Raw genomic sequence first — 18,754 nt, forward strand, 5'->3', positions numbered from 1 at the left:
GGGAAGGCGCGGAAACGGAGCGAAACGGCGGCGGGAGCGAAATGGCGTCCGGCAGGGTGTCCGGCTTACTCGATCACTTTGGGCACCAGGTACAGCCCGGCTTCGGTCTGCGGGGCGATCTTCTGGAAGGCGTCGCGGCGGTCGGTTTCGGTGACGGCATCGGCGCGCAGCCGGGTGGCGAGTTCCTGCGGGTGGCTCATCGGTTCGATGCCGGCGGTGTCGACCGCCTGCATCTGCTCGATGAGGCCGAAGATCCCGTCGAGCTTGGCGCGGGTGGCGTCGATTTCGGCGTCGGCAAGGGCGATCCGCGCGAGGCGGGCGATGTGCCCGACTTGTTCATTGGACAGCGACATGAGGTAACAAAACCTGCTGAATCCACAAAGGTTTGTAGGTTATCATAAGTCTCTTTGCCCCGTCCGGGGCTGCAGCGCTTGGCGGTAGCGGACGGGCGCTCGCGATGCGGCACGCGGCAAACGGCACGCGATAAACACATCCACCGGCTTCGGAAGGTTTCATGTTCGGTTTCCTGCGCTCTTATTTCTCCAACGATCTCGCGATCGACCTCGGCACCGCCAACACCCTGATCTACGTGCGTGGCAAGGGCATCGTGCTGGACGAACCTTCGGTGGTGGCGATCCGCACCGAAGGCGGGCCCAACTCCAAGCGCTCGATCCAGGCGGTCGGCCACTCGGCCAAGCAGATGCTGGGCAAGACGCCGGGCAACATCACCGCGATCCGGCCGATGAAGGACGGCGTGATCGCCGACTTCGTCGTCACCGAGCAGATGATCAAGCAGTTCATCAAGAAGGTGCACGACTCGCGCCTGCTGTCGCCTTCCCCGCGGATCATCATCTGCGTGCCCTGCGGCTCGACCCAGGTCGAGCGCCGCGCGATCCGCGACGCCGCGCTCGCCGCCGGCGCCAGCCAGGTGTTCCTGATCGAGGAGCCGATGGCGGCGGCGATCGGCGCCGGGTTGCCGGTGTCGGACGCGACCGGCTCGATGGTCGTCGACATCGGCGGCGGCACCACCGAAGTGGGGGTGATCTCGCTCGGCGGCATCGTGTACTCGGGCAGCATCCGCGTCGGCGGCGACAAGTTCGACGAAGCCATCGTCAACTACATCCGCCGCAACTACGGCATGCTGATCGGCGAGACCACCGCCGAGAAGATCAAGAAGGAGATCGGCTCGGCGTTTCCCGGCTCCGAAGTGCGGGAGATGGAGGTCAAGGGCCGCAACCTCGCCGAAGGCATCCCACGCAGCTTCACCATTTCGTCCAACGAGATCCTCGAGGCGCTCACCGAGCCGCTCAACCAGATCGTCTCTGCGGTCAAGATCGGCCTCGAGCAGACCCCGCCCGAGCTCGGCGCCGACATTGCCGATCGCGGCATGATGCTCACCGGCGGCGGCGCGCTGGTGCGCGACCTCGACCGTCTGCTGATGGAAGAGACCGGCCTGCCGGTGGTCGTCGCCGAGGAGCCGCTGACCTGCGTCGCGCGCGGCTGCGGGATGGCGCTCGACAAGATGGACAAGCTCGCTTCCATCTTCACCTCCGAGTGATGCGCCGCCCCGGCCTGCCCGCCGGGGCCTTGCCAACCCGCACAACCTGACGGCTCCCGGCTTCGCGGATGTCTTTCTCCGGCCATCAGCCTCCTCCCATCTTCCGGCGCGGACCCGCACCGCTGGTGCGCCTGTTCCTGTTCGTCGCCGTCTGCCTCGTGCTGCTGGTGGCGGACCTGCGTTTCCGCTACCTGGACGTGATGCGCAACGCCCTGTCGGTGATCACCTATCCGCTGCAGATGGCCGCGGCGACGCCGGCCGACGTGGTGCGCAACGCCGCGCGCTATTTCGGCACCCTGATCGATGTCCAGCTCGAGAACGCCGAGCTGCGCCGCCATCAGCTCGGTGCCGGCGAGCGCCTGTTGCGCTTCGAGCAGCTCGAACAGGAAAACACCCGCTTGCGCGAACTGCTGCAGATGTCGCAGCGCGTCGGGGTGAAGAGCATCGCCGCCGAGATCCTGTACAACGCGCCCGACCCCTTCGCGCGCAAGGTGATCCTCGATCGCGGTGCGCAGCAGGGGGTCGAGGCCGGGCTGGCGGTGGTCGATGCGCAGGGCGTGATCGGACAGGTCAGCCGCGTTCATCCGATCCAGTCCGAAGTCACCCTGCTCACCGACCGCGAGCAGGCGATTCCGGTCAGCGTGGTGCGCAACGGCGTACGCGGCGTGCTCTACGGCAATGGCCGCGGCACCCTGGAGATGCGCCACGCGCTCGCCGATGTCGATCTCCAGCCCGGTGACCAACTCGTCACTTCGGGCCTCGACGGCGTCTTCGTTCCCGGCCTGCCGGTGGCGACCGTGCTCAGCGTGGACCGCGATGCCGACGCCTTCGCCCGCATCGAATGTGCGCCGCTGGCGGCGATCGAGCGCAGCGTGCACGTGCTGGTGATCGGCCGCGCAGCCTATCCGCCGCCGCCGCCCGAAACCGGGGAGGGGCGCTGAACATGCAGCCCACCCATCGTTCGAGTCGGATCCTGCTGCCGGTCAAGCTCTGGTTCGTGGTCCTGAGCCTGTTCGTCGCCCTCGGCCTCGAATACATCCCCACCGGGCGCCTGCCCGGGCTGCCGGGCTGGGTGGCGCTGGTGCTGGCCTTCTGGTGCGTGCGCGAACCGCTGCGCATCGGCATGGGCACCGGCTTCATCCTCGGCCTGCTGGTCGACGTCGGGCTGGGCGCGGCGATGGGCCAGCATGCGCTCGCCTACGTGGTGCTGGCCTATTTCGCCAACCGCCTGGCGCGGCGGGTGCTCTGGTTTCCGCCGTGGCAGCAGGCGGTGCATGTGCTGCCGCTGCTGCTGCTGAGCCAGGCGCTGATGGTGGGGGTGCGCCTGCTCGCCGGAGCCGAGTTTCCAGGCTGGTCGTATTTCCTGTCGAGCTTCAGCGGCGCCGCGCTGTGGACGCCGCTGTCCCTGCTGCTGCTGTTGCCGCAGTACCAGCCGGTGGAGCGCGATGACAACCGCCCGATCTGAGGGCCGCTGCCGGTGACCGCGTTCCGCGCGCCTGCCGCCGAACTCGCCCGCTTCCGCCTCCGGGTTCTGGCGGCGGCGGTCTTCGTGCTCTTGTGTTTCGGCCTGCTCGCGCTGCGCTTCTACGTTCTTCAGGTGCAGCGCCACGACTACTTCCTCACCCGCGCCGAGGACAACCGCATCGCCCTGCTGCCGGTGGTGCCGCATCGCGGCGCCATCATCGATCGCAACGGCGTCGTGCTGGCGCGCAATTACGCCACCTACACGCTGGAGATCACCCCCTCGCAGGTGCGCGATCTCGATGCCACCCTCGATGAGCTGGCCGCGCTGGTGCCGATCGAGGCGCGCGACCGCCGCCGCTTTCGCAAGCTCCTCGAAGAGAGCCGCAACTTCGAGAGCGTGCCGCTGCGCAGCCGCCTGAACGACGAGGAGGTCGCCCGCGTGGTCTCGCAGCGCTACCGCCTGCCCGGCGTGGACGTGAAGGCGCGCCTGCTGCGCGACTATCCCCAGGGTAGCACCGCGGCGCATGTGCTGGGCTACATCGGCCGGATCAACCCGCGCGACATCGAACGCATCGAGGAGCGCGGCGAGACCGCCAACTACCGCGGCACCCAGCACATCGGCAAGGCCGGGCTGGAGCAGTCCTACGAGGCCGAGCTGCACGGTACCACCGGCGTCGAGCAGGTCGAAGTCAACGCCGGCGGCCGCGCCGTGCGCGCCCTGTCGCGCACGCCCGCGATGCCCGGCAACGACCTCGAGCTGACGCTGGACGTCGAACTCCAGCGCGTCGCCGAGAACGCCTTCGGCGAGCGTCGCGGCGCGCTGGTGGCGATCGAGCCGGCCACCGGCGGCATCCTCGCCCTGGCGTCGATGCCCAGCTTCGACCCCAACCTGTTCGTCGATGGCATCTCCACCCAGGACTGGAAGGCGCTCAATGACTCGCCCGACCATCCGCTGCTCCACCGCGCGATCTATTCCGCCTATCCGCCGGGCTCCACCTTCAAGCCCTTCATGGCCCTGGCCGGCCTCGAGAGCGGCAAGCGCACGGCAAAGCAGGCGATCCACGATGTCGGCTATTTCAACTTCGGCAGCCACCGCTTCATGGACGACAAGCTCGGCGGCCACGGCATGGTCGACCTGCACAAGTCGATCGTCGAGTCGTGCAACACCTACTACTACCAGCTCGCCAACGATCTGGGCATCGACGGCATCGCCGCCTTCCTGGCGCCGTTCGGCTTCGGCGCGCGCACCGGCATCGACCTGCCGGGCGAGGCGGCCGGCGTGCTGCCCTCGCCGCAATGGAAGCGCGAGCGCTTCCGCAAGGCGGAGCAGCAGCGCTGGTACGCCGGCGAGACGATCTCGGTGGGCATCGGCCAGGGCTACAACGCGTATACCCCGCTGCAGCTTGCCAACGCGCTGGCGGCGCTGGTCAACGACGGCAGGCTGTTCCGCCCGCACGTGGTCCGGCACGTGGTCGACCCGCGCAGCGGCGCGCGGCGGGTGATCGAACCCGCGCCGCTGCGCCAGATCCCGTTGCGCCAGGCGCACCTCAAGTCGGTGCTCGACGCGATGGTTGACGTGAACCGCAGCGGCACCGGGCGCCGCGCCTTCCACGGCGCGCCCTACACCGTCGGCGGCAAGACCGGCACCGCCCAGGTGTTTTCGCTGCGCGGCCAGCGCTACGTCGAGGGCCGGGTGCGTGAGCGCCTGCGCGACCATTCCTGGTTCGTCGCCTACGCTCCGGCGGAAAACCCGCGCATCGCCCTCGCCGTGCTGGTGGAGAACGGCGGTTTCGGCGCCCAGTCGGCAGCGCCGATCGCACGCCAGGTGCTCGACTACTACCTGCTCGAGCGCCGCGCCGCGGCTCCGGCGAAGGAGGACACGGAAAGCGGCGAGGCGGTGGAGGACGAAGCCGCCACCGTGCCTGCGCCGCCGGCTGCCGCGCCGCCCGACGTTTCCCGGAGCGTGCCGTGAACGAACCCCGCTTCAACCCCTTCGCCCTGGTCCGCGCCCTGGTGCGCCCGCTCGACCCGGTGCTGGTGCTGGTGCTGGCGACCCTGCTCGGCTACGCCCACCTGCTGATGCGCAGCGCCTCGCCCGAGCGCGTCGACACCCAGCTCGTCCATTTTGCCGTGGCGCTGGCCGGGATGTGGCTGCTCGCCTGGCTGCGGCCGAAGCGCCTGCTCGCGCTCGCCGTCCCGCTCTATGCCCTCGGCGTGATCCTGCTGGTCGCGGTGGAGCTGTTCGGCGAAGTGTCGAAAGGCGCGCAGCGCTGGCTCGACCTGGGGGTGACGCGGATCCAGCCTTCCGAGCTGATGAAGATCGCGATGCCGCTGGTGCTGGCCTGGTTCTTCCAGCAGCGCGAAGGTGAGACCCGTGCGATCGACTTCGTCCTCGCCGGCGTGCTGCTGGCGCTGCCGGTCGGCCTGATCGTGGTCCAGCCCGACCTCGGCACCAGCCTGCTGGTGGCCGCCTCCGGGCTGTACGTGATCTTCTTCGCCGGCCTGTCGTGGAAGCTGATCATTCCGCTGCTCGTGGCGGGGGTGATCGGGCTGGGCTCGATCGTCGCTTTCGGCGACACCTTGTGCCAGCCCGAAGTCGACTGGCAGGTGCTGCACGAATACCAGAAGCAGCGCGTGTGCACCCTGCTCGACCCCACCCGCGATCCGCTCGGCAAGGGTTTCCACATCATCCAGTCGACGATCGCGATCGGTTCGGGCGGGATCACCGGCAAGGGCTGGATGGACGGCACCCAGACCCACCTCGCCTTCCTTCCCGAGCGCCACACCGACTTCATCTTTGCGGTGCTGGCCGAGGAGTTCGGCCTGCTCGGCACGCTCGTGCTGCTCGCCACCTATGCCGTGCTGCTGCTGCGCGGCTTCGCGATCGCGGCGGCGGCCCCCACTCACGCCTCGCGCCTGCTCGCCGGCGCGATCACGCTGATCTTCTTCACCTATGCTTTCGTGAACATGGGCATGGTCAGCGGCATCCTGCCGGTGGTGGGGGTGCCGCTGCCTTTCATCAGCTACGGTGGAACTGCGCTCGTCACCTTGTGTCTGGGGATCGGTATCCTGATGAGCATCCAGCGCAGCCGCTTTGCCGACAAGGGCTGAGTGCCGAACCGAGAGAGAATAACGATGAGTTGCGAACCTGCCGCCCTGCCGCCGCCCGCCGCCCATGGACCGCAGCTGCCTCGCGGGCCATTCCGGTCTTTTGCCTGGACCCGGCTCGCCCCCGCGCTCGGGGTGGCTGCCGCCGCCGCCCTGCTGTCGGCCTGCGGCTCCGCGCCGCTGCGCGCTCCCGGTGACGCCGCGGCCGCCCCCGCCCCGCGTGCCGACGCTCCGGCGGCGGCCACGCCCCGGCGCGGTGGCGGCTACTACAAGGACGACGGCCCGGACGAGGCGCCGCCCGACAACCTCGACGCGGTGCCCGACGCCGCGCCGCGCGCCGAGCCCCTGCACCGCTTTGCCAACCGCCCCTACCACGTCATGGGGCAGAGCTTCGTCCCCGCCACCGAGCTGCGCCCGTTCCGCCAGCGCGGCCATGCGAGCTGGTACGGGCGCCGCTTCCACGGCAACCCGACCTCCAGCGGCGAGCCCTACGACATGTACGCGATGACCGCGGCGCACCCGACGCTGCCGATCCCGAGCTACGCGCGGGTCACCAACCTGGACAACGGCCGCACGGTGGTGGTGCGGGTCAACGACCGCGGCCCCTTCCTGCGCGGACGGGTCATCGACCTGTCCTACACCGCGGCCTACAAGCTGGGCTACGTCAACGCCGGCAGCGCCCAGGTCGAAGTCGAGCAGATCCTCCCCGACGAGGCCCCGCTGGTGGCCGGCGCCCGGCCGGTGCCGCCGCTGCCGGCGCGCGCCAACGAGGGCGTGGTGGCGGCGGATGCGCCCGCCGCGGCGCCCCGCGCGCTGGCGCCGCTGGCGCTGCCCGACCCCGCCGTCGCCCAGGCTGCGGCGGCGGTGGACGGAATCGCGCCCGGCGGCACCTCGGTCGGGCTTGCACCGCCGATCGCTTCGGCCAGCGGCGGCATCTTCCTGCAGCTGGGCGCCTTCGCCTCCTATGCCAACGCCGAAGGCTTCCGCGATGCGGTGCAGACCCAGGCCGCCTCCCTCGCCGAGCGCTTCGAAGTGTTCACCGACGGCGAGCGTTTCCGCCTCCATGCCGGCCCCTACGACAGCGTCGCCGCGGCGCGCAGTGCCGCCGAGCGCATGGCTGCGCTGCTCAAGCTCAAGCCGCTGGTGATCGTGCGCTGAGTGCGTGCGGGGATCGCGAATGGGGTTGCAACAAAGACTTTCGGTTTTTGGCCTGCTTCCGGGTGGCGCCTATAATCGGCCGCCATCGCCTCTTTTCTTTCACCTTGCCCGGGTTTTGCCATGCGCTTTCTGATCGCGGTTTTCGTTTCACTGTTTTCCCTGGGCGCGCTCGCGCAGTCGGTGCCGCCGCCGGCGCTGGCCGCCAACGCCTGGGTCCTGATCGATCACGCCACCGGCCAGACCCTGGCGGCGAAGGACCCCGATGCGCGCATCGAGCCGGCTTCGCTGACCAAGCTGATGACCGCCTACCTGACCTTCGCCGCGATGAAGGCGGGCACGATCACGCCCGAGCAGGTGGTGCCGGTGTCCGAGCGCGCCTGGCGTATGGAAGGCTCGCGGATGTTCATCGAGCCGCGCAAGCCGGTGACCGTCGATGAGCTGATCAAGGGGGTGATCGTGCAGTCGGGCAACGACGCCTGCGTCGCCCTGGCCGAGTTGATCGCCGGCAGCGAAGAGGGCTTTGCCGCGCTGATGAACCGCGAAGCCCAGCGCCTGGGGATGGTCAATACCCACTTCACCAACTCCACCGGCCTGCCCGACCCGCAGCTGTACACCACTGCCAGCGACCTCGCCCGCCTGGCCAGTGCGATCGTGCGCGACTTCCCCGAGTACTACAGCCTGTATTCGATGAAGGAGTTCACCTACAACGACATCCGCCAGCCCAACCGCAACCGCCTGCTGTACATGGACCCGACCGTCGATGGCATGAAAACCGGCCACACCAGCACCGCCGGCTACTGCCTCGTGTCCACCGCCGAGCGCGGCCCGCGCCGGCTGATTTCGGTGGTGCTGGGCGCGGCCTCCGACACCGTGCGCGCGCAGGAGTCGCTGAAGCTGCTCAACTACGGCTTCCAGTTCTTCGAAACGGTCAAGCTGTACAAGGCCGACGAGGCGCTGTCGCAGTTCCGGGTGTGGAAAGGCCAGCTCAACGAGCTGCCGGTCGGCTTCGCCCAGGACTTCGTGATCTCGCTGCCGAAGGAGGCGGCGGACAAGATCCAGGTCACCCTGGAGAGCCGTCAGCCACTGGTGGCGCCGCTCGACAAGGGCCAGGAGGTCGGCACCCTGACCCTGACCGTGGATGGCAAGCCGGCCGGACAGTACCCGGTGGTGGCGCTGCAGGAGGTGCCGGTGGCGGGCTTCTTCGGCCGCCTGTGGGATGCGATCGTGATGCTGTTCAAGCAGCTGTGAGCGCGATCAGCATCGCCTTCGTCAATGGCGCCTACCTGCCGCTGGCCGAGGCGCGGGTGTCGCCGATGGACCGCGGCTTCCTGTTCGGCGACGGCGCCTACGAAGTGATTCCGGTGTATTCGCGGCGGCCCTTCCGCATCGACGAGCACATCGCCCGCCTGGCGGCGACGCTGGCGGCGATGCGGATCGACAACCCCCACCCGGCGGCCGAATGGAAGGCGATCGTCGCCGAACTGGTCGCGCGCAACCCGTGGGAAGACCAGTCGGTCTACCTGCAGGTGACGCGCGGCGCCGACGCGAAGCGCAACCACGCCTTCCCCGGGCCGGAGGTGAAGCCCACCGTGTTCCTGATGAGCGAGCCGCTGCCGGCGCCGGACGCCGATCAGCTCGCGCGCGGCGTGGCCGCGGTGAGTGCCGCCGACATCCGCTGGCTGCGCTGCGACCTGAAGACGGTGTCGATGCTCGCCAACTGCCTGCTGCGCCAGCACGCGATCGACCACGGCTGCGCCGAGACCGTGCTGTTCCGCGACGGCTTCCTGACCGAAGGCGCGGCTTCGAGCATCTTTGTGGTCAGGGACGGCGTGCTGCGGGTGCCGCCGAAGAGTCACCTGATGCTGCCCGGCATCACCTACGACGTGGTCCTCGAGCTGGCCCGCGCTCACGGCCTGCGCCACGCGGTGGGCGAGGTGCTCGAAGCCGAAGTGCGCGCCGCCGACGAGTTGTGGATGGCCTCGTCGACCAAGGAGGTGCTGCCGATCACCACCCTCGACGGGCGCCCGGTGGGCAGCGGCAGCCCCGGCCCGATGGCACGGCAGATGCATGGCTGGTACCAGGACTTCAAACGGACGGTAATGCGAAATGGCGGATGAACAAGGCGCGCGGACGCGCCAGAGCCTGCTCGAATTTCCCTGCGACTTCCCGATCAAGGTGATGGGGGCGCGGGTGGACGGCTTTGCCCAGGCGGTGATCGAGGTCGTGCTGCGCCACGCTCCCGACTTCGACCCTGCCGGCGCCGAGATGCGCCCGTCGAGCAAGGGCAACTACCTCGCGGTGACCTGCACGTTCCGTGCGGTGTCGCAGTTCCAGGTCGATTCGATGTACCGCGAGCTGACCGCGCACCCGATGGTCAAGGTGGTGCTGTGAGCGCAGGCGGCGCGGGCGTTGCGTCGTGCGTGATCAAGCGCCTCGGGATGGTCGATTACGCCCCCACGCTCGAGGCGATGCGCGCGTTCACCGCCGGGCGCGACGCCGGCACGGCGGACGAAGTCTGGCTGCTCCAGCATCCACCGGTGTTTACCCTGGGTCAGGCGGGCAAGCCCGAGCATCTGCTGCAGAACCCGGCCGACATCCCGCTGGTGCACATCGACCGCGGCGGCCAGATCACCTACCACGGCCCCGGCCAGCTCGTCGCCTACCTGCTGATCGACCTGCCGCGGCGCGCGCTCAAAGTGCGCGAGCTGGTGCTGCTGATGGAGCAGGCGATCATCGACACGCTGGCCGATTACGGGATTGCGGCCGCGCGCAAGGACGGCGCTCCCGGGGTGTACGTCGCCGGCGACAAGATCGCCGCGCTCGGCCTGCGGGTCCGGAAGGGGTGCAGCTACCACGGCCTGGCGCTCAACGTGAATGCCGATCTCACCCCCTTCGGCTGGATCAACCCCTGCGGCTATCCCGGCCTCAAGACGGTCCGCATGCACGATTTCGGCGTCGCCGACGATGTGGCGGCGGTGGGCGAACGCCTGCTCGGCCATTTACTGGCGCTGCTGCCGCCGCCCCAGGCTGTCGAAGCGGCGCCGCCCGGTTCATAATCCGCGCTCGGGCCACCCCCGACCGAACACTGTCGTTCGACCACCCTCGTCCGGCAACACCGCTTTCCCACCGGAACCCACAGAGAACAGCGACCATGGAAACCCCCGTTCGCAAACAGCGCGGCGCCGACAAGACCGCCCGCATCCCGATCAAGATCGTTCCCGCCGAGCGCCTGAAAAAGCCCGACTGGATCCGCATCCGGCTCGGTGCCGGCACGGAAGCCGAGCGTTTCAACGAGATCAAGTCCACGCTGCGCGAGCACAAGCTCCACACCGTGTGCGAAGAAGCCTCCTGCCCGAACATCCACGAGTGCTTCGGCAAGGGCACCGCGACCTTCATGATCATGGGCGACATCTGTACCCGGCGCTGCCCCTTCTGCGACGTCGGCCACGGCCGTCCCGCGCCGCTCGACGCCGCCGAGCCGGCTGAGCTGGCGCGGACCATCGCCGCGATGCGGCTCAATTACGTGGTGATCACTTCGGTCGACCGCGACGACCTGCGCGACGGTGGTGCCCAGCACTTCGTCGACTGCATCCGCGAGACCCGCGCCGCCTCGCCGAAGACGGCCATCGAAGTGCTGGTGCCCGATTTCCGCGGCCGCATGGAGATCGCCCTGGAAATCTTCGACGCCGCCCCGCCCGACGTCATGAACCACAACCTCGAGACCGTGCCGCGCCTGTACAAGCAGGCCCGTCCCGGTGCCGACTACGCCTGGTCGCTGAAGCTGCTGCAGGCGTTCAAGGCGCGCCACCCCGAAATCCCGACCAAGTCGGGGCTGATGGTCGGCCTCGGCGAGACCGACGACGAGATCCTCGAGGTGATGCGCGACCTGCGCGCGCACGACGTTGAGATGCTCACCATCGGCCAGTACCTGCAGCCCTCCACCGGCCATCTGCCGGTGCTGCGCTACGTACATCCGGACACCTTCAAGATGTTCGAGACCGAAGCGCTGAAGATGGGCTTCAAGAATGCCGCCTGCGGCCCGATGGTGCGTTCGAGCTACTGGGCCGACCAGCAGGCCCACGGCGCCGGCGTGGTCTGAGCAAGACGACAAGCCCCGCGCTCGCTGCGTCCGCGCAGGCTCGGCCGTGTCCAGTCGGCCCGTCCGGCAGAGGGAGGCTCAGGGGCAGCCCTTGCAGCCGTCCGTCTGTGCGTTGAGGAAGATCGCCTGCTCGATGTCGGCCCCGGTGAGGTCGGCGTTGGTGAGCTGGGCGCGGGTGAAGTTGGCGCCTTGCAGCTTGGCGCCGATGAAGGACGCCCCCGCCAGCTTGGCGGCGCGCAGGTTGGCGCGTTGCAGGTCGGCGGCGTCGAAGTGGGCGCCTTGCGCGCGCGCATTGGTCAGATCCGCACCCCCGAGCTGGGCGCCGCCGAGGTCGGCATCGTGCAGGTCGGCGTTCTGCAGAATCGCGTTGCGCAGGTTGGCGCCCTTCAGGCTGGCGCCGGCGAGGCGGGCGCCGCGCAGGTTGGTGCGCAGCATCGAAGCTTGATCCAGCAGCGCCCCCGCCATCTCGGCCTGGGAGAAGTTGGCCTCGTCGAGCGTCGCGCGGCGCAGATCGGCACCCGATAGATCGGAGCGGGAAAATTGCGAATTCGCCAGATTCGCACCCGCCAGATCGGCTCCGTTCAGATTCATGTTGGTGCACAAGGTGCCGCGACGGATGTCGCAGCCGCCGACATTGCCCGCGCGTTGGGCCGCGGCGGGCAGCGGCAGCGTGAGCAGGGCCATGGCGGACAGGGTGGCGAGCAGCGCGGCGCGGGTCTTGGGCATGGGCGATGGAGTGCGGGTTCGGTCGATGGTCCGACAGGTGGGAAGCGGGCGGGTTCGGCGACAGGCTCCAGTTTCAGCGCGGATCACGGCAGGGAGGCTGCGGGCGCGACCACCTCTGGATGCGCGCCGATTGTGCGCGAGACCCCGCGCCTTGTCACCTGTGGCGCCTGCCGCGGTCGATGCGACGACCCCGCCGGAGCGGTGGCGCCGATCTGTAACGCCGGCGGACCCGGTGCGGACGATCGGCTAGAATTACGCTCCGCCACCCGTCCGGGTGGCTTCGTTTTTCCGTGCCGCCGACGATGTCCGCCCTCCTCAACGCCCCGCAGCGCGAAGCGATCCGCTACCTCGACGGCCCCTGCCTGGTGCTCGCCGGCGCCGGCAGCGGCAAGACGCGGGTGATCACGCACAAGATCGCGCACCTGATCAACGAGTGCGGCATCGGCCCGACCAACATCGCCGCGATCACCTTCACCAACAAGGCGGCGAAGGAGATGCAGGAGCGCGTCGCCCACCTGATGGGCGGGCGGGTGCCGAAGGGGCTCACCGTGTGCACCTTCCACGCCCTGGGCGTGCGCATCATCCGCCAGGAGGCCACGCACTGCGGGTTGAAGCCGCAGTTCTCCATCCTCGATGCCTCCGACACCGTTCAGATTGTCGCCGATGTCGCCGGCGACAACGACAAGGGCATCGCCAAGCAGATGCAGTGGCAGATCTCGTCGTGGAAGAACGCGATGATCACGCCCGAGGAGGCGGCGCAGCTCGCCGACAACGAGATCGCCTCGGTCGCTGCCAAGTTGTACAAGGAATACGAGCGCACCCTGCGCGCCTACCAGGCGGTGGATTTCGACGACCTCATCGCGCTCCCGGTGCGCCTGTTCGACGCCCACCCCGAGGTGCGCGAGCGCTGGCAGAACAAGCTGCGCTACCTGCTGGTGGACGAGTACCAGGACACCAACCGCGCCCAGTACCGGCTGCTGCGCCTGCTGTCGGGTGTGCGCGGCGCGTTCACCGCAGTGGGCGACGACGACCAGGCGATCTACGCCTGGCGCGGTGCCGACGTCGAGAACCTGAAGCTGCTGCAGACCGATTACCCGAAGCTGAAGGTGATCAAGCTCGAGCAGAACTACCGCTCCTCGCGCCGCATCCTGGAAGCCGCGAACACCGTCATCGCCCACAACGAGAAGCTGTTCGACAAGCGCCTGTGGTCCGAGCACGGCACCGGCGAGCAGATCGTCGTCACCAACTGCCGCGACGCCGAGCACGAGGCGGAGTGGGCGGCGACCAAGATCGCCGCGCACAAGTTCGAGCACCGCACCCGCTTCAAGGACTACGCCGTGCTCTACCGCGGCAACCACCAGGCGCGCATCATCGAGCAGCAGTTGCGCAACCAGCGCATCCCCTACGTGCTGTCGGGCGGGCAGAGCTTCTTCGACAAGGCCGAGATCCGTGACCTGATCGCTTGGCTGCGCCTGCTCGCCAACGAGGACGACGACCTCGCCTTCATCCGCGCCATCACCACGCCGCGCCGCGGCATCGGCGCGGCCACGCTGGAAGCGCTCGGCGCCTACGCCGGGCGCCGCCACATCAGCCTGTTCGCTGCGGTGTTCGAGGAAGGTGCGGCGCAGCACCTGAACGCCAAGCAGCTCGCCGGCGTGCACGAATTCGCCGCCTACATCAACCGCCTGCAGTACCGCGCGCCGCGCGAGCCGGCGGCGCAGCTGCTCGAGGACCTGCTCGCCGCGATCGGCTACGAGGCCTGGCTGTTCGAGCACTGCGACACGCGCGAGGCTGAGTCGAAGTGGAACAACGTGCGCGACTTCGTCGGCTGGCTGGGCAAGAAGGGCGAGGAGGACGGCAAGAACCTGATCGAGCTCACCCAGACGATCGCGCTGATGTCGATGCTCGACAAGGACGACCCCGACTTCGACGGCGTCCAGCTCGCCACCCTGCACGCCTCGAAGGGGCTGGAATTCCCCCATGTGTTCCTCGTCGGCGTCGAGGAAGGCCTGCTGCCGCACCAGAGCAGCATCGACGAGGACAAGGTCGAGGAGGAGCGCCGCCTGATGTACGTCGGCATTACCCGCGCCCAGCGTAGCCTCAACCTCACCTGGTGCGAGCGGCGCAAGTCGGGCAAGGAGTTCCGCCCCTGCGAGCCGAGCCGCTTCATCGCCGAGATGGGCGGCGACATCAAGCTCAACGACCGCAAGACCGCCGCGCCGGTGTCGAAGGAAGAGGGCAAGGCGCGGCTGGCCAACCTGATGGCGATGCTCGAGGGACGCGGTACTCAGGGCGGCTGAGCCGCGTCCTTCGGGCCGCCTTCGGACGATTGCAGTGCCGCCGTGGGGTGAGGGTGACGTGGGCAGGAGCCGAGGAAGGCGGGCAGCAAAAAGGGCAGCGCATGGCTGCCCTTTTTGCTGCGGAGGCGGCCGGCGCCGCCCTGCCTTACTGTTCGACCGGCGGCTCGGTGTAGCCGGCGCCGGCGGTGTTGGCGAGGTAGGCCACCGCGCGCTTGACTTCGGTGTCGGTCAGGTCGCTGCCGCCACCGCGCGGGGGCATCGCCCCCTTGCCGGCGATCGCCGAGGCGGTCAGGCCGTCCAGGCCGAGCGCCAGGCGCGGCTTCCACTCGTCGGCATTGCCGGCCCTCGGTGCGGCCGCCGCACCGGTGTCGTGACAGGCGGTGCACAGCGAGGTGTAGATCTGCTCGCCGGTCCGGTTGCCGGGGGCGACGGTGACCGCCTGGACTTCGAGGCGGGCGACGGGCTGGATCAGCGAGGCGCTGAGTTCGGGGTCGATCGCGTCCGGCTTGCCGCACGCGGTCAGCACTGCGGCAGCGGCCACCGCGGCAAGGGGCAGGGCAAGGCGGGCGGGCCGCCGGTTGGGGCGCGGAGCGTGGGGCTTGGGCATGCTCGGTTCCTTTGATTTGTTGTACGGCGCAAGGCGAAAGCCGGGATTATAACGGGCGCTACCCCGTTGTGGCAGCGCGCCATGGACTTTGCCGGCGAAGCGTTATATGCTTGCCGGCCTCGCGCGCAGCAAGCCGCGCGACCCGCGCGCCCGTAGCTCAGCTGGATAGAGTACTGCCCTCCGAAGGCAGGGGTCGGACGTTCGAATCGTCTCGGGCGCGCCATAAAATTCAATGGGTTAGGTCTTTACGGGCCTAGCCCATTTTCTTTTGTGCCCATCCTGTGCCCATTTCGCGCCTATGCCGTGCCCACTCCTTCAGGTACCCGGCGTAGGGTGCTGCCTTTTAGACCCTTGCCTGCCGCGCCTTATACGGCGCTCGTTGAGTCGGGTATGTACTCGAACAACTCAGCAACGGTGCATCTAAACAGAGCGCACAAGCGATCGATGGTTTCAAGGTCAACCCGATTTGCGGTTTCGTTGTAGAGCAACGTGATCGTGTTGCGGTGCAGACCCGTTTCACGAGCGACATCAGCGATCTTCATCTTGTGCTCGCCCATCAGGCGTGAGAGGTGGCAGCGAACCATTGTCGTCTCGCAGAGTTAAATATCATTCAGAATGACAAAAAGCCCTTGACAAGGGTGTTTTACGCCCTAGAATGTCATTCAGAGTGACAAAAAGATCTTTTAGAAGGCTTTCTGTCGTTCTGTGAGATTTTAACTACTGGAGAATGTCATGTCACTGACTTATCTGACCACCGACGAGTTGTCCGGCAAGATCAAGTATGACCCGCGAACGATTCGTGAGCGCCTGAAAGACAGCGTGCTCCTTGAGGGGACGCACTACATCCGCCCGTTTGGAGGACGCAAGATCCTCTACATCTGGGAGCACATCGAGCGTGATATGGGCTCCACCTCCGAAAGCGCCTTCGCGATTCCGATGGCAAATGGAGGTGTCTGCCATGGCTAGCATTCGCGCCAGAAAGGACAACGGGATGCTGTTCCTGGATTTTCGTTACCAGGACGTGCGCTGCCGCGAGCAGACCACCTTGACCGACACCGCTGCCAACCGCAAGCGCTTGCAGAAGGTGCTTGACCGCATCGAGGCCGACATCGCCGCCGGCACCTTCGACTACCGCCGCTTCTTCCCCGGCAGCAAGAACGCCGCGAAGTTCGATCCAGCCCCTGGAGGGATGGTCGGGTCGGCAACCGCTGCTGTGGTTGCGTTGCCGTCGGCGGCAGCCAGCGTCCCGAGCACGCCGCTCTTCAAGGACTTCGCCGAGACCTGGTACGCCGAGAAAGAGGTGGAGTGGCGTCGCTCGTACCGTACGACGATCCGCCGGGAGCTGGACCGCGCGCTGATCCCTAAGTTTGGGGAGAAGGAGGTCGGCCAGATCTCCAAGGCGGACGTTCTTGCCTATCGCGCCGAGCTCGGCAAAGCGACCGCGAAAGGCAAGCAAAGCAAACTGTCTGCGGCAAGGATCAACAAGATGTTGAACCCGCTCAGGCAAATCCTCAATGAAGCGGCCGACCGCTTTGATTTTCGCACGCCGTTCGACAGCGTGAAACAGCTCAAGACGAAGCGGACCGATGTCGACCCCTTCACGCTCGCCGAGGTGAAGCAGGTCCTCGACACCGTGCGGCCCGATTTCAAGCACTACTTCACCGTGCGCTTTTTCACCGGCATGCGCACGGGCGAGATCGATGGTTTGCAGTGGAAGTACGTCGACTTCGAGAACCGCCTGATCTTGGTTCGCGAGACCGTGGTGGGTGGCGAGGAGGAATACACCAAGACCGACGGCAGCCAGCGCGACATCCAGATGAGCCAATTGGTCTTTGATGCACTCAAGGCGCAGTTCGAAGCCACAGGCAAGCTCAGCAAGTTCGTGTTCTGCAACCGGCTGGGGACTCCGCTCGACCACAAGAACGTCACGAACCGGGTGTGGTATCCGCTGTTGCGACACCTCAACCTCAAGAAGCGCCGCCCGTATCAGTGTCGCCACACCGCGGCGACGTTGTGGCTCGCCAGCGGCGAGGCGCCGGAGTGGATCGCCCGCCAGCTCGGGCACACCACCACCGAGATGCTCTTTCGCGTGTATTCGCGTTACGTGCCCAACTTGACGCGGCGTGACGGCTCGGCCTTCGAGCGACTCATCACGCAGACCTTGGGCACGACCTTGCCGGTGAAAACCGGGCAGGACGAAAACACCGTGCCGGAAACCGAGTCGGTCGCCGAACAGGCCGATGAAGGAGAGCATCATGACTGAACAGCACCTGCCCATCCCTTCCGCTGCTCCGGACAACGTGGTGGCGAAGCTGCCACCGATCTTTCGTGTGGAATCGATCAGCCGTTTGCCGCTCGATAATCACTATGCCCTGAACCGCGCGGTGCTGTTTCACGAGCGCGCCAGCCTGATGGTCGAGTGGCCTTCGCGCAAGGTCGACGCCCGGCTCGGCGTCGGCAGCCTAGTGTCGATCCGCTGGCTTGGCAGGCCCGAGAGTCTGGGGGGTGCGGTACGCATCAGCCGCCTCGCGGTGCTCGAGCGCCCAGAGGCGAGTGTCGATCTGTTCCAGACGATTCCGACAGCCTGGGTGCAGGAGCGCGCGCTGGTCAGTCGTGCCAGTGCGTTGTGGCATCGCTTGCCGCCACACTTCCAGCACTTGTTTAACGCCATCTTCTGGGACGCGTCGCGACTGCACCGCTACCTGCTCGGCGCGAGTTCGCTGAGAGGGCACCACAGCGGCGCGCACGGCAACCTCCGCCACACGCTGGAAGTGGCGGAGCAGGCGCTCAAGATGGCCGAAAACCAGGCGCTCGCCTGCCCGGACGTGCTCCTGATGGCGGCCTTGCTGCATGACGCGGGTAAAGCCGACGAGTACTGCCTCCGAGGTAGCGGCCTCAAGATGACGACACGCGGCAAGCTCATCGGCCACCGCCACACCATCATCGAGTGGATCGCGGCGGCCGTCGCCAGCGCGCGTATCTGCATCCCCGAGCCCCACTACGTCGGCCTGATCCACGCGCTCACGAGCGCACGCGGCGCACCGGAGTGGCTCGGGCTGCGCGAGCCCTGCACGCTCGACGCGATCCTGCTCTCAGCCGCGGATCGGCTCTCGGGGCAGATCGAGCTGATGGCGCGGCACTCGCCGGCCCAGGCAGGGTTCGGGCGCTTTCATCCCCACTTGCGCGGACAACCCTACGTGGTTGGGACAAGCGTCTGAATGAGCGCCTCCCGCTGGCAAAGAACGAGGCCAGCGAGTCATTGGAATGGAGCAGATCATGACCGAACAGCAGTCGAACAACGCATCACACCGGCCTTGGGCCGATCGGGTCTTCCCTCTTGCATTCGTGGGGGCGTTAGCCGTCGCCGTGCTGGCCGCCTGGTATGACATGCAGCCTGTCGATGGTCAGCTGATCCTGGCCGAAACGGCCTGTAGGGTGATCGAGTACCACGGAGGGAAGGTCGAGCGCATCGAGGGGGCGACGTTCTGCGTCATGCGTACCAGGTTTCGCGCGCCTGAGCACGGCAGGATGGCTCAGGTGACGATTGAAACCGACAGTGGTGCATACAAGGTCGAACTGGCGGCACCGCAAATCGTGAGTCTCGCCATCAGATGATTGCAGCCCGCCCCGCCTCGGCGGCGATCCGCCGAAGGCTCAGCCCGTGACGCCTCAACAGTTCGATTTCCACATACACCTCGTCTGTGATCACCCGGGCTCCAAATGGCCCGAGCTCC

General features: G+C 67.6%; 20 protein-coding genes and 1 tRNA gene. 17 read left to right on the plus strand and 4 right to left on the minus strand.

Annotation, left to right across the window (positions count from 1 at the left end; translation table 11 throughout):
• Window positions 1-65 precede the first annotated feature (65 nt).
• Window positions 66-353, minus strand: a complete 288-nt coding sequence (gatC, locus tag Tchl_RS00685; RefSeq protein WP_075146707.1) for an Asp-tRNA(Asn)/Glu-tRNA(Gln) amidotransferase subunit GatC — start codon at window positions 351-353, stop codon at window positions 66-68.
• Window positions 354-514: 161 nt separating this feature from the next.
• Here gatC and Tchl_RS00690 point away from each other — a divergent pair, with 161 nt between their 5' ends.
• The 11 genes from Tchl_RS00690 (at window position 515) to lipA (ending at window position 11,387) form a co-directional block, all read left to right on the plus strand.
• On the plus strand, window positions 515-1,558 hold the full coding sequence (locus Tchl_RS00690; RefSeq protein WP_075146708.1) for a rod shape-determining protein: 1,044 nt from the start codon (window positions 515-517) through the stop codon (window positions 1,556-1,558).
• A gap of 68 nt (window positions 1,559-1,626) precedes the next feature.
• Complete coding sequence (mreC, locus tag Tchl_RS00695; RefSeq protein WP_075146709.1) at window positions 1,627-2,499, plus strand: rod shape-determining protein MreC; 873 nt, start codon at window positions 1,627-1,629, stop codon at window positions 2,497-2,499.
• Window positions 2,500-2,501: 2 nt separating this feature from the next.
• Window positions 2,502-3,023: a rod shape-determining protein MreD gene (gene mreD, locus Tchl_RS00700; protein ID WP_075146710.1), complete on the plus strand. Its 522-nt coding sequence runs from the start codon at window positions 2,502-2,504 to the stop codon at window positions 3,021-3,023.
• Between the two features lie 12 nt (window positions 3,024-3,035).
• On the plus strand, window positions 3,036-4,994 hold the full coding sequence (gene mrdA / locus Tchl_RS00705; RefSeq protein ID WP_075146711.1) for a penicillin-binding protein 2: 1,959 nt from the start codon (window positions 3,036-3,038) through the stop codon (window positions 4,992-4,994).
• Complete coding sequence (gene rodA, locus Tchl_RS00710) at window positions 4,991-6,133, plus strand: rod shape-determining protein RodA (protein WP_075146712.1); 1,143 nt, start codon at window positions 4,991-4,993, stop codon at window positions 6,131-6,133. The genes mrdA and rodA overlap by 4 nt, the downstream gene beginning before the upstream one ends.
• Before the next feature lie 24 nt (window positions 6,134-6,157).
• The gene (locus Tchl_RS00715) at window positions 6,158-7,288 is read left to right on the plus strand and encodes a septal ring lytic transglycosylase RlpA family protein (RefSeq protein WP_075146713.1); all 1,131 of its coding nucleotides are present in this window, start codon (window positions 6,158-6,160) and stop codon (window positions 7,286-7,288) included.
• A gap of 120 nt (window positions 7,289-7,408) precedes the next feature.
• Window positions 7,409-8,536, plus strand: a complete 1,128-nt coding sequence (locus Tchl_RS00720; RefSeq protein ID WP_075146714.1) for a D-alanyl-D-alanine carboxypeptidase family protein — start codon at window positions 7,409-7,411, stop codon at window positions 8,534-8,536.
• Between the two features lie 5 nt (window positions 8,537-8,541).
• Entirely contained in the window at window positions 8,542-9,405 is an 864-nt protein-coding gene (locus Tchl_RS00725; RefSeq protein ID WP_103893889.1) for a D-amino acid aminotransferase, read from the plus strand.
• On the plus strand, window positions 9,395-9,679 hold the full coding sequence (locus Tchl_RS00730; RefSeq protein ID WP_075146715.1) for a YbeD family protein: 285 nt from the start codon (window positions 9,395-9,397) through the stop codon (window positions 9,677-9,679). The genes Tchl_RS00725 and Tchl_RS00730 overlap by 11 nt, the downstream gene beginning before the upstream one ends.
• Complete coding sequence (lipB, locus tag Tchl_RS00735; protein WP_075146716.1) at window positions 9,676-10,344, plus strand: lipoyl(octanoyl) transferase LipB; 669 nt, start codon at window positions 9,676-9,678, stop codon at window positions 10,342-10,344. The genes Tchl_RS00730 and lipB overlap by 4 nt, the downstream gene beginning before the upstream one ends.
• A 95-nt stretch (window positions 10,345-10,439) precedes the next feature.
• On the plus strand, window positions 10,440-11,387 hold the full coding sequence (gene lipA, locus Tchl_RS00740; RefSeq protein WP_075146717.1) for a lipoyl synthase: 948 nt from the start codon (window positions 10,440-10,442) through the stop codon (window positions 11,385-11,387).
• 78 nt (window positions 11,388-11,465) lie between these two features.
• Here the strand turns inward: lipA and Tchl_RS00745 are convergent, their stop codons facing one another.
• Entirely contained in the window at window positions 11,466-12,113 is a 648-nt protein-coding gene (locus Tchl_RS00745; RefSeq protein WP_075146718.1) for a pentapeptide repeat-containing protein, read from the minus strand.
• A gap of 302 nt (window positions 12,114-12,415) precedes the next feature.
• Here Tchl_RS00745 and Tchl_RS00750 point away from each other — a divergent pair, with 302 nt between their 5' ends.
• Window positions 12,416-14,413: a UvrD-helicase domain-containing protein gene (locus Tchl_RS00750; protein WP_075146719.1), complete on the plus strand. Its 1,998-nt coding sequence runs from the start codon at window positions 12,416-12,418 to the stop codon at window positions 14,411-14,413.
• A 145-nt stretch (window positions 14,414-14,558) separates the two neighbouring features.
• Here Tchl_RS00750 and Tchl_RS00755 read toward each other — a convergent pair whose 3' ends face one another.
• Complete coding sequence (locus Tchl_RS00755; RefSeq protein ID WP_075146720.1) at window positions 14,559-15,020, minus strand: c-type cytochrome; 462 nt, start codon at window positions 15,018-15,020, stop codon at window positions 14,559-14,561.
• A gap of 146 nt (window positions 15,021-15,166) precedes the next feature.
• Between Tchl_RS00755 and Tchl_RS00760 the strand changes: the two genes are divergently transcribed.
• A tRNA-Arg gene (locus tag Tchl_RS00760) sits at window positions 15,167-15,243 on the plus strand.
• A 142-nt stretch (window positions 15,244-15,385) separates the two neighbouring features.
• On the opposite strand, the gene Tchl_RS00765 is transcribed toward Tchl_RS00760, so the two are convergent.
• Window positions 15,386-15,604 (minus strand): helix-turn-helix domain-containing protein, encoded by a 219-nt coding sequence (locus Tchl_RS00765; RefSeq protein WP_075146721.1) that lies wholly within the window; start codon window positions 15,602-15,604, stop codon window positions 15,386-15,388.
• Window positions 15,605-15,752: 148 nt separating this feature from the next.
• Here Tchl_RS00765 and Tchl_RS00770 point away from each other — a divergent pair, with 148 nt between their 5' ends.
• Genes Tchl_RS00770 through Tchl_RS00785 form a run of 4 tightly spaced genes read left to right on the plus strand, consistent with a single transcriptional unit; the run spans window position 15,753 to window position 18,635 of the window.
• The gene (locus Tchl_RS00770) at window positions 15,753-15,986 is read left to right on the plus strand and encodes a hypothetical protein (protein ID WP_075146722.1); all 234 of its coding nucleotides are present in this window, start codon (window positions 15,753-15,755) and stop codon (window positions 15,984-15,986) included.
• The gene (locus tag Tchl_RS00775; protein ID WP_075146723.1) at window positions 15,979-17,283 is read left to right on the plus strand and encodes an Arm DNA-binding domain-containing protein; all 1,305 of its coding nucleotides are present in this window, start codon (window positions 15,979-15,981) and stop codon (window positions 17,281-17,283) included. The genes Tchl_RS00770 and Tchl_RS00775 overlap by 8 nt, the downstream gene beginning before the upstream one ends.
• The gene (locus Tchl_RS00780) at window positions 17,276-18,238 is read left to right on the plus strand and encodes an HD domain-containing protein (RefSeq protein WP_075146724.1); all 963 of its coding nucleotides are present in this window, start codon (window positions 17,276-17,278) and stop codon (window positions 18,236-18,238) included. Before Tchl_RS00775 ends, Tchl_RS00780 begins: the two co-directional genes overlap by 8 nt.
• 58 nt (window positions 18,239-18,296) lie before the next feature.
• A complete protein-coding gene (locus Tchl_RS00785) occupies window positions 18,297-18,635 on the plus strand; it encodes a hypothetical protein (RefSeq protein ID WP_146060797.1) in 339 nt (112 codons plus the stop codon).
• Window positions 18,636-18,754: the final 119 nt, after the last annotated feature.

This window comes from Thauera chlorobenzoica (genome assembly GCF_001922305.1).
Taxonomy (GTDB): Bacteria; Pseudomonadota; Gammaproteobacteria; order Burkholderiales; family Rhodocyclaceae; genus Thauera; species Thauera chlorobenzoica.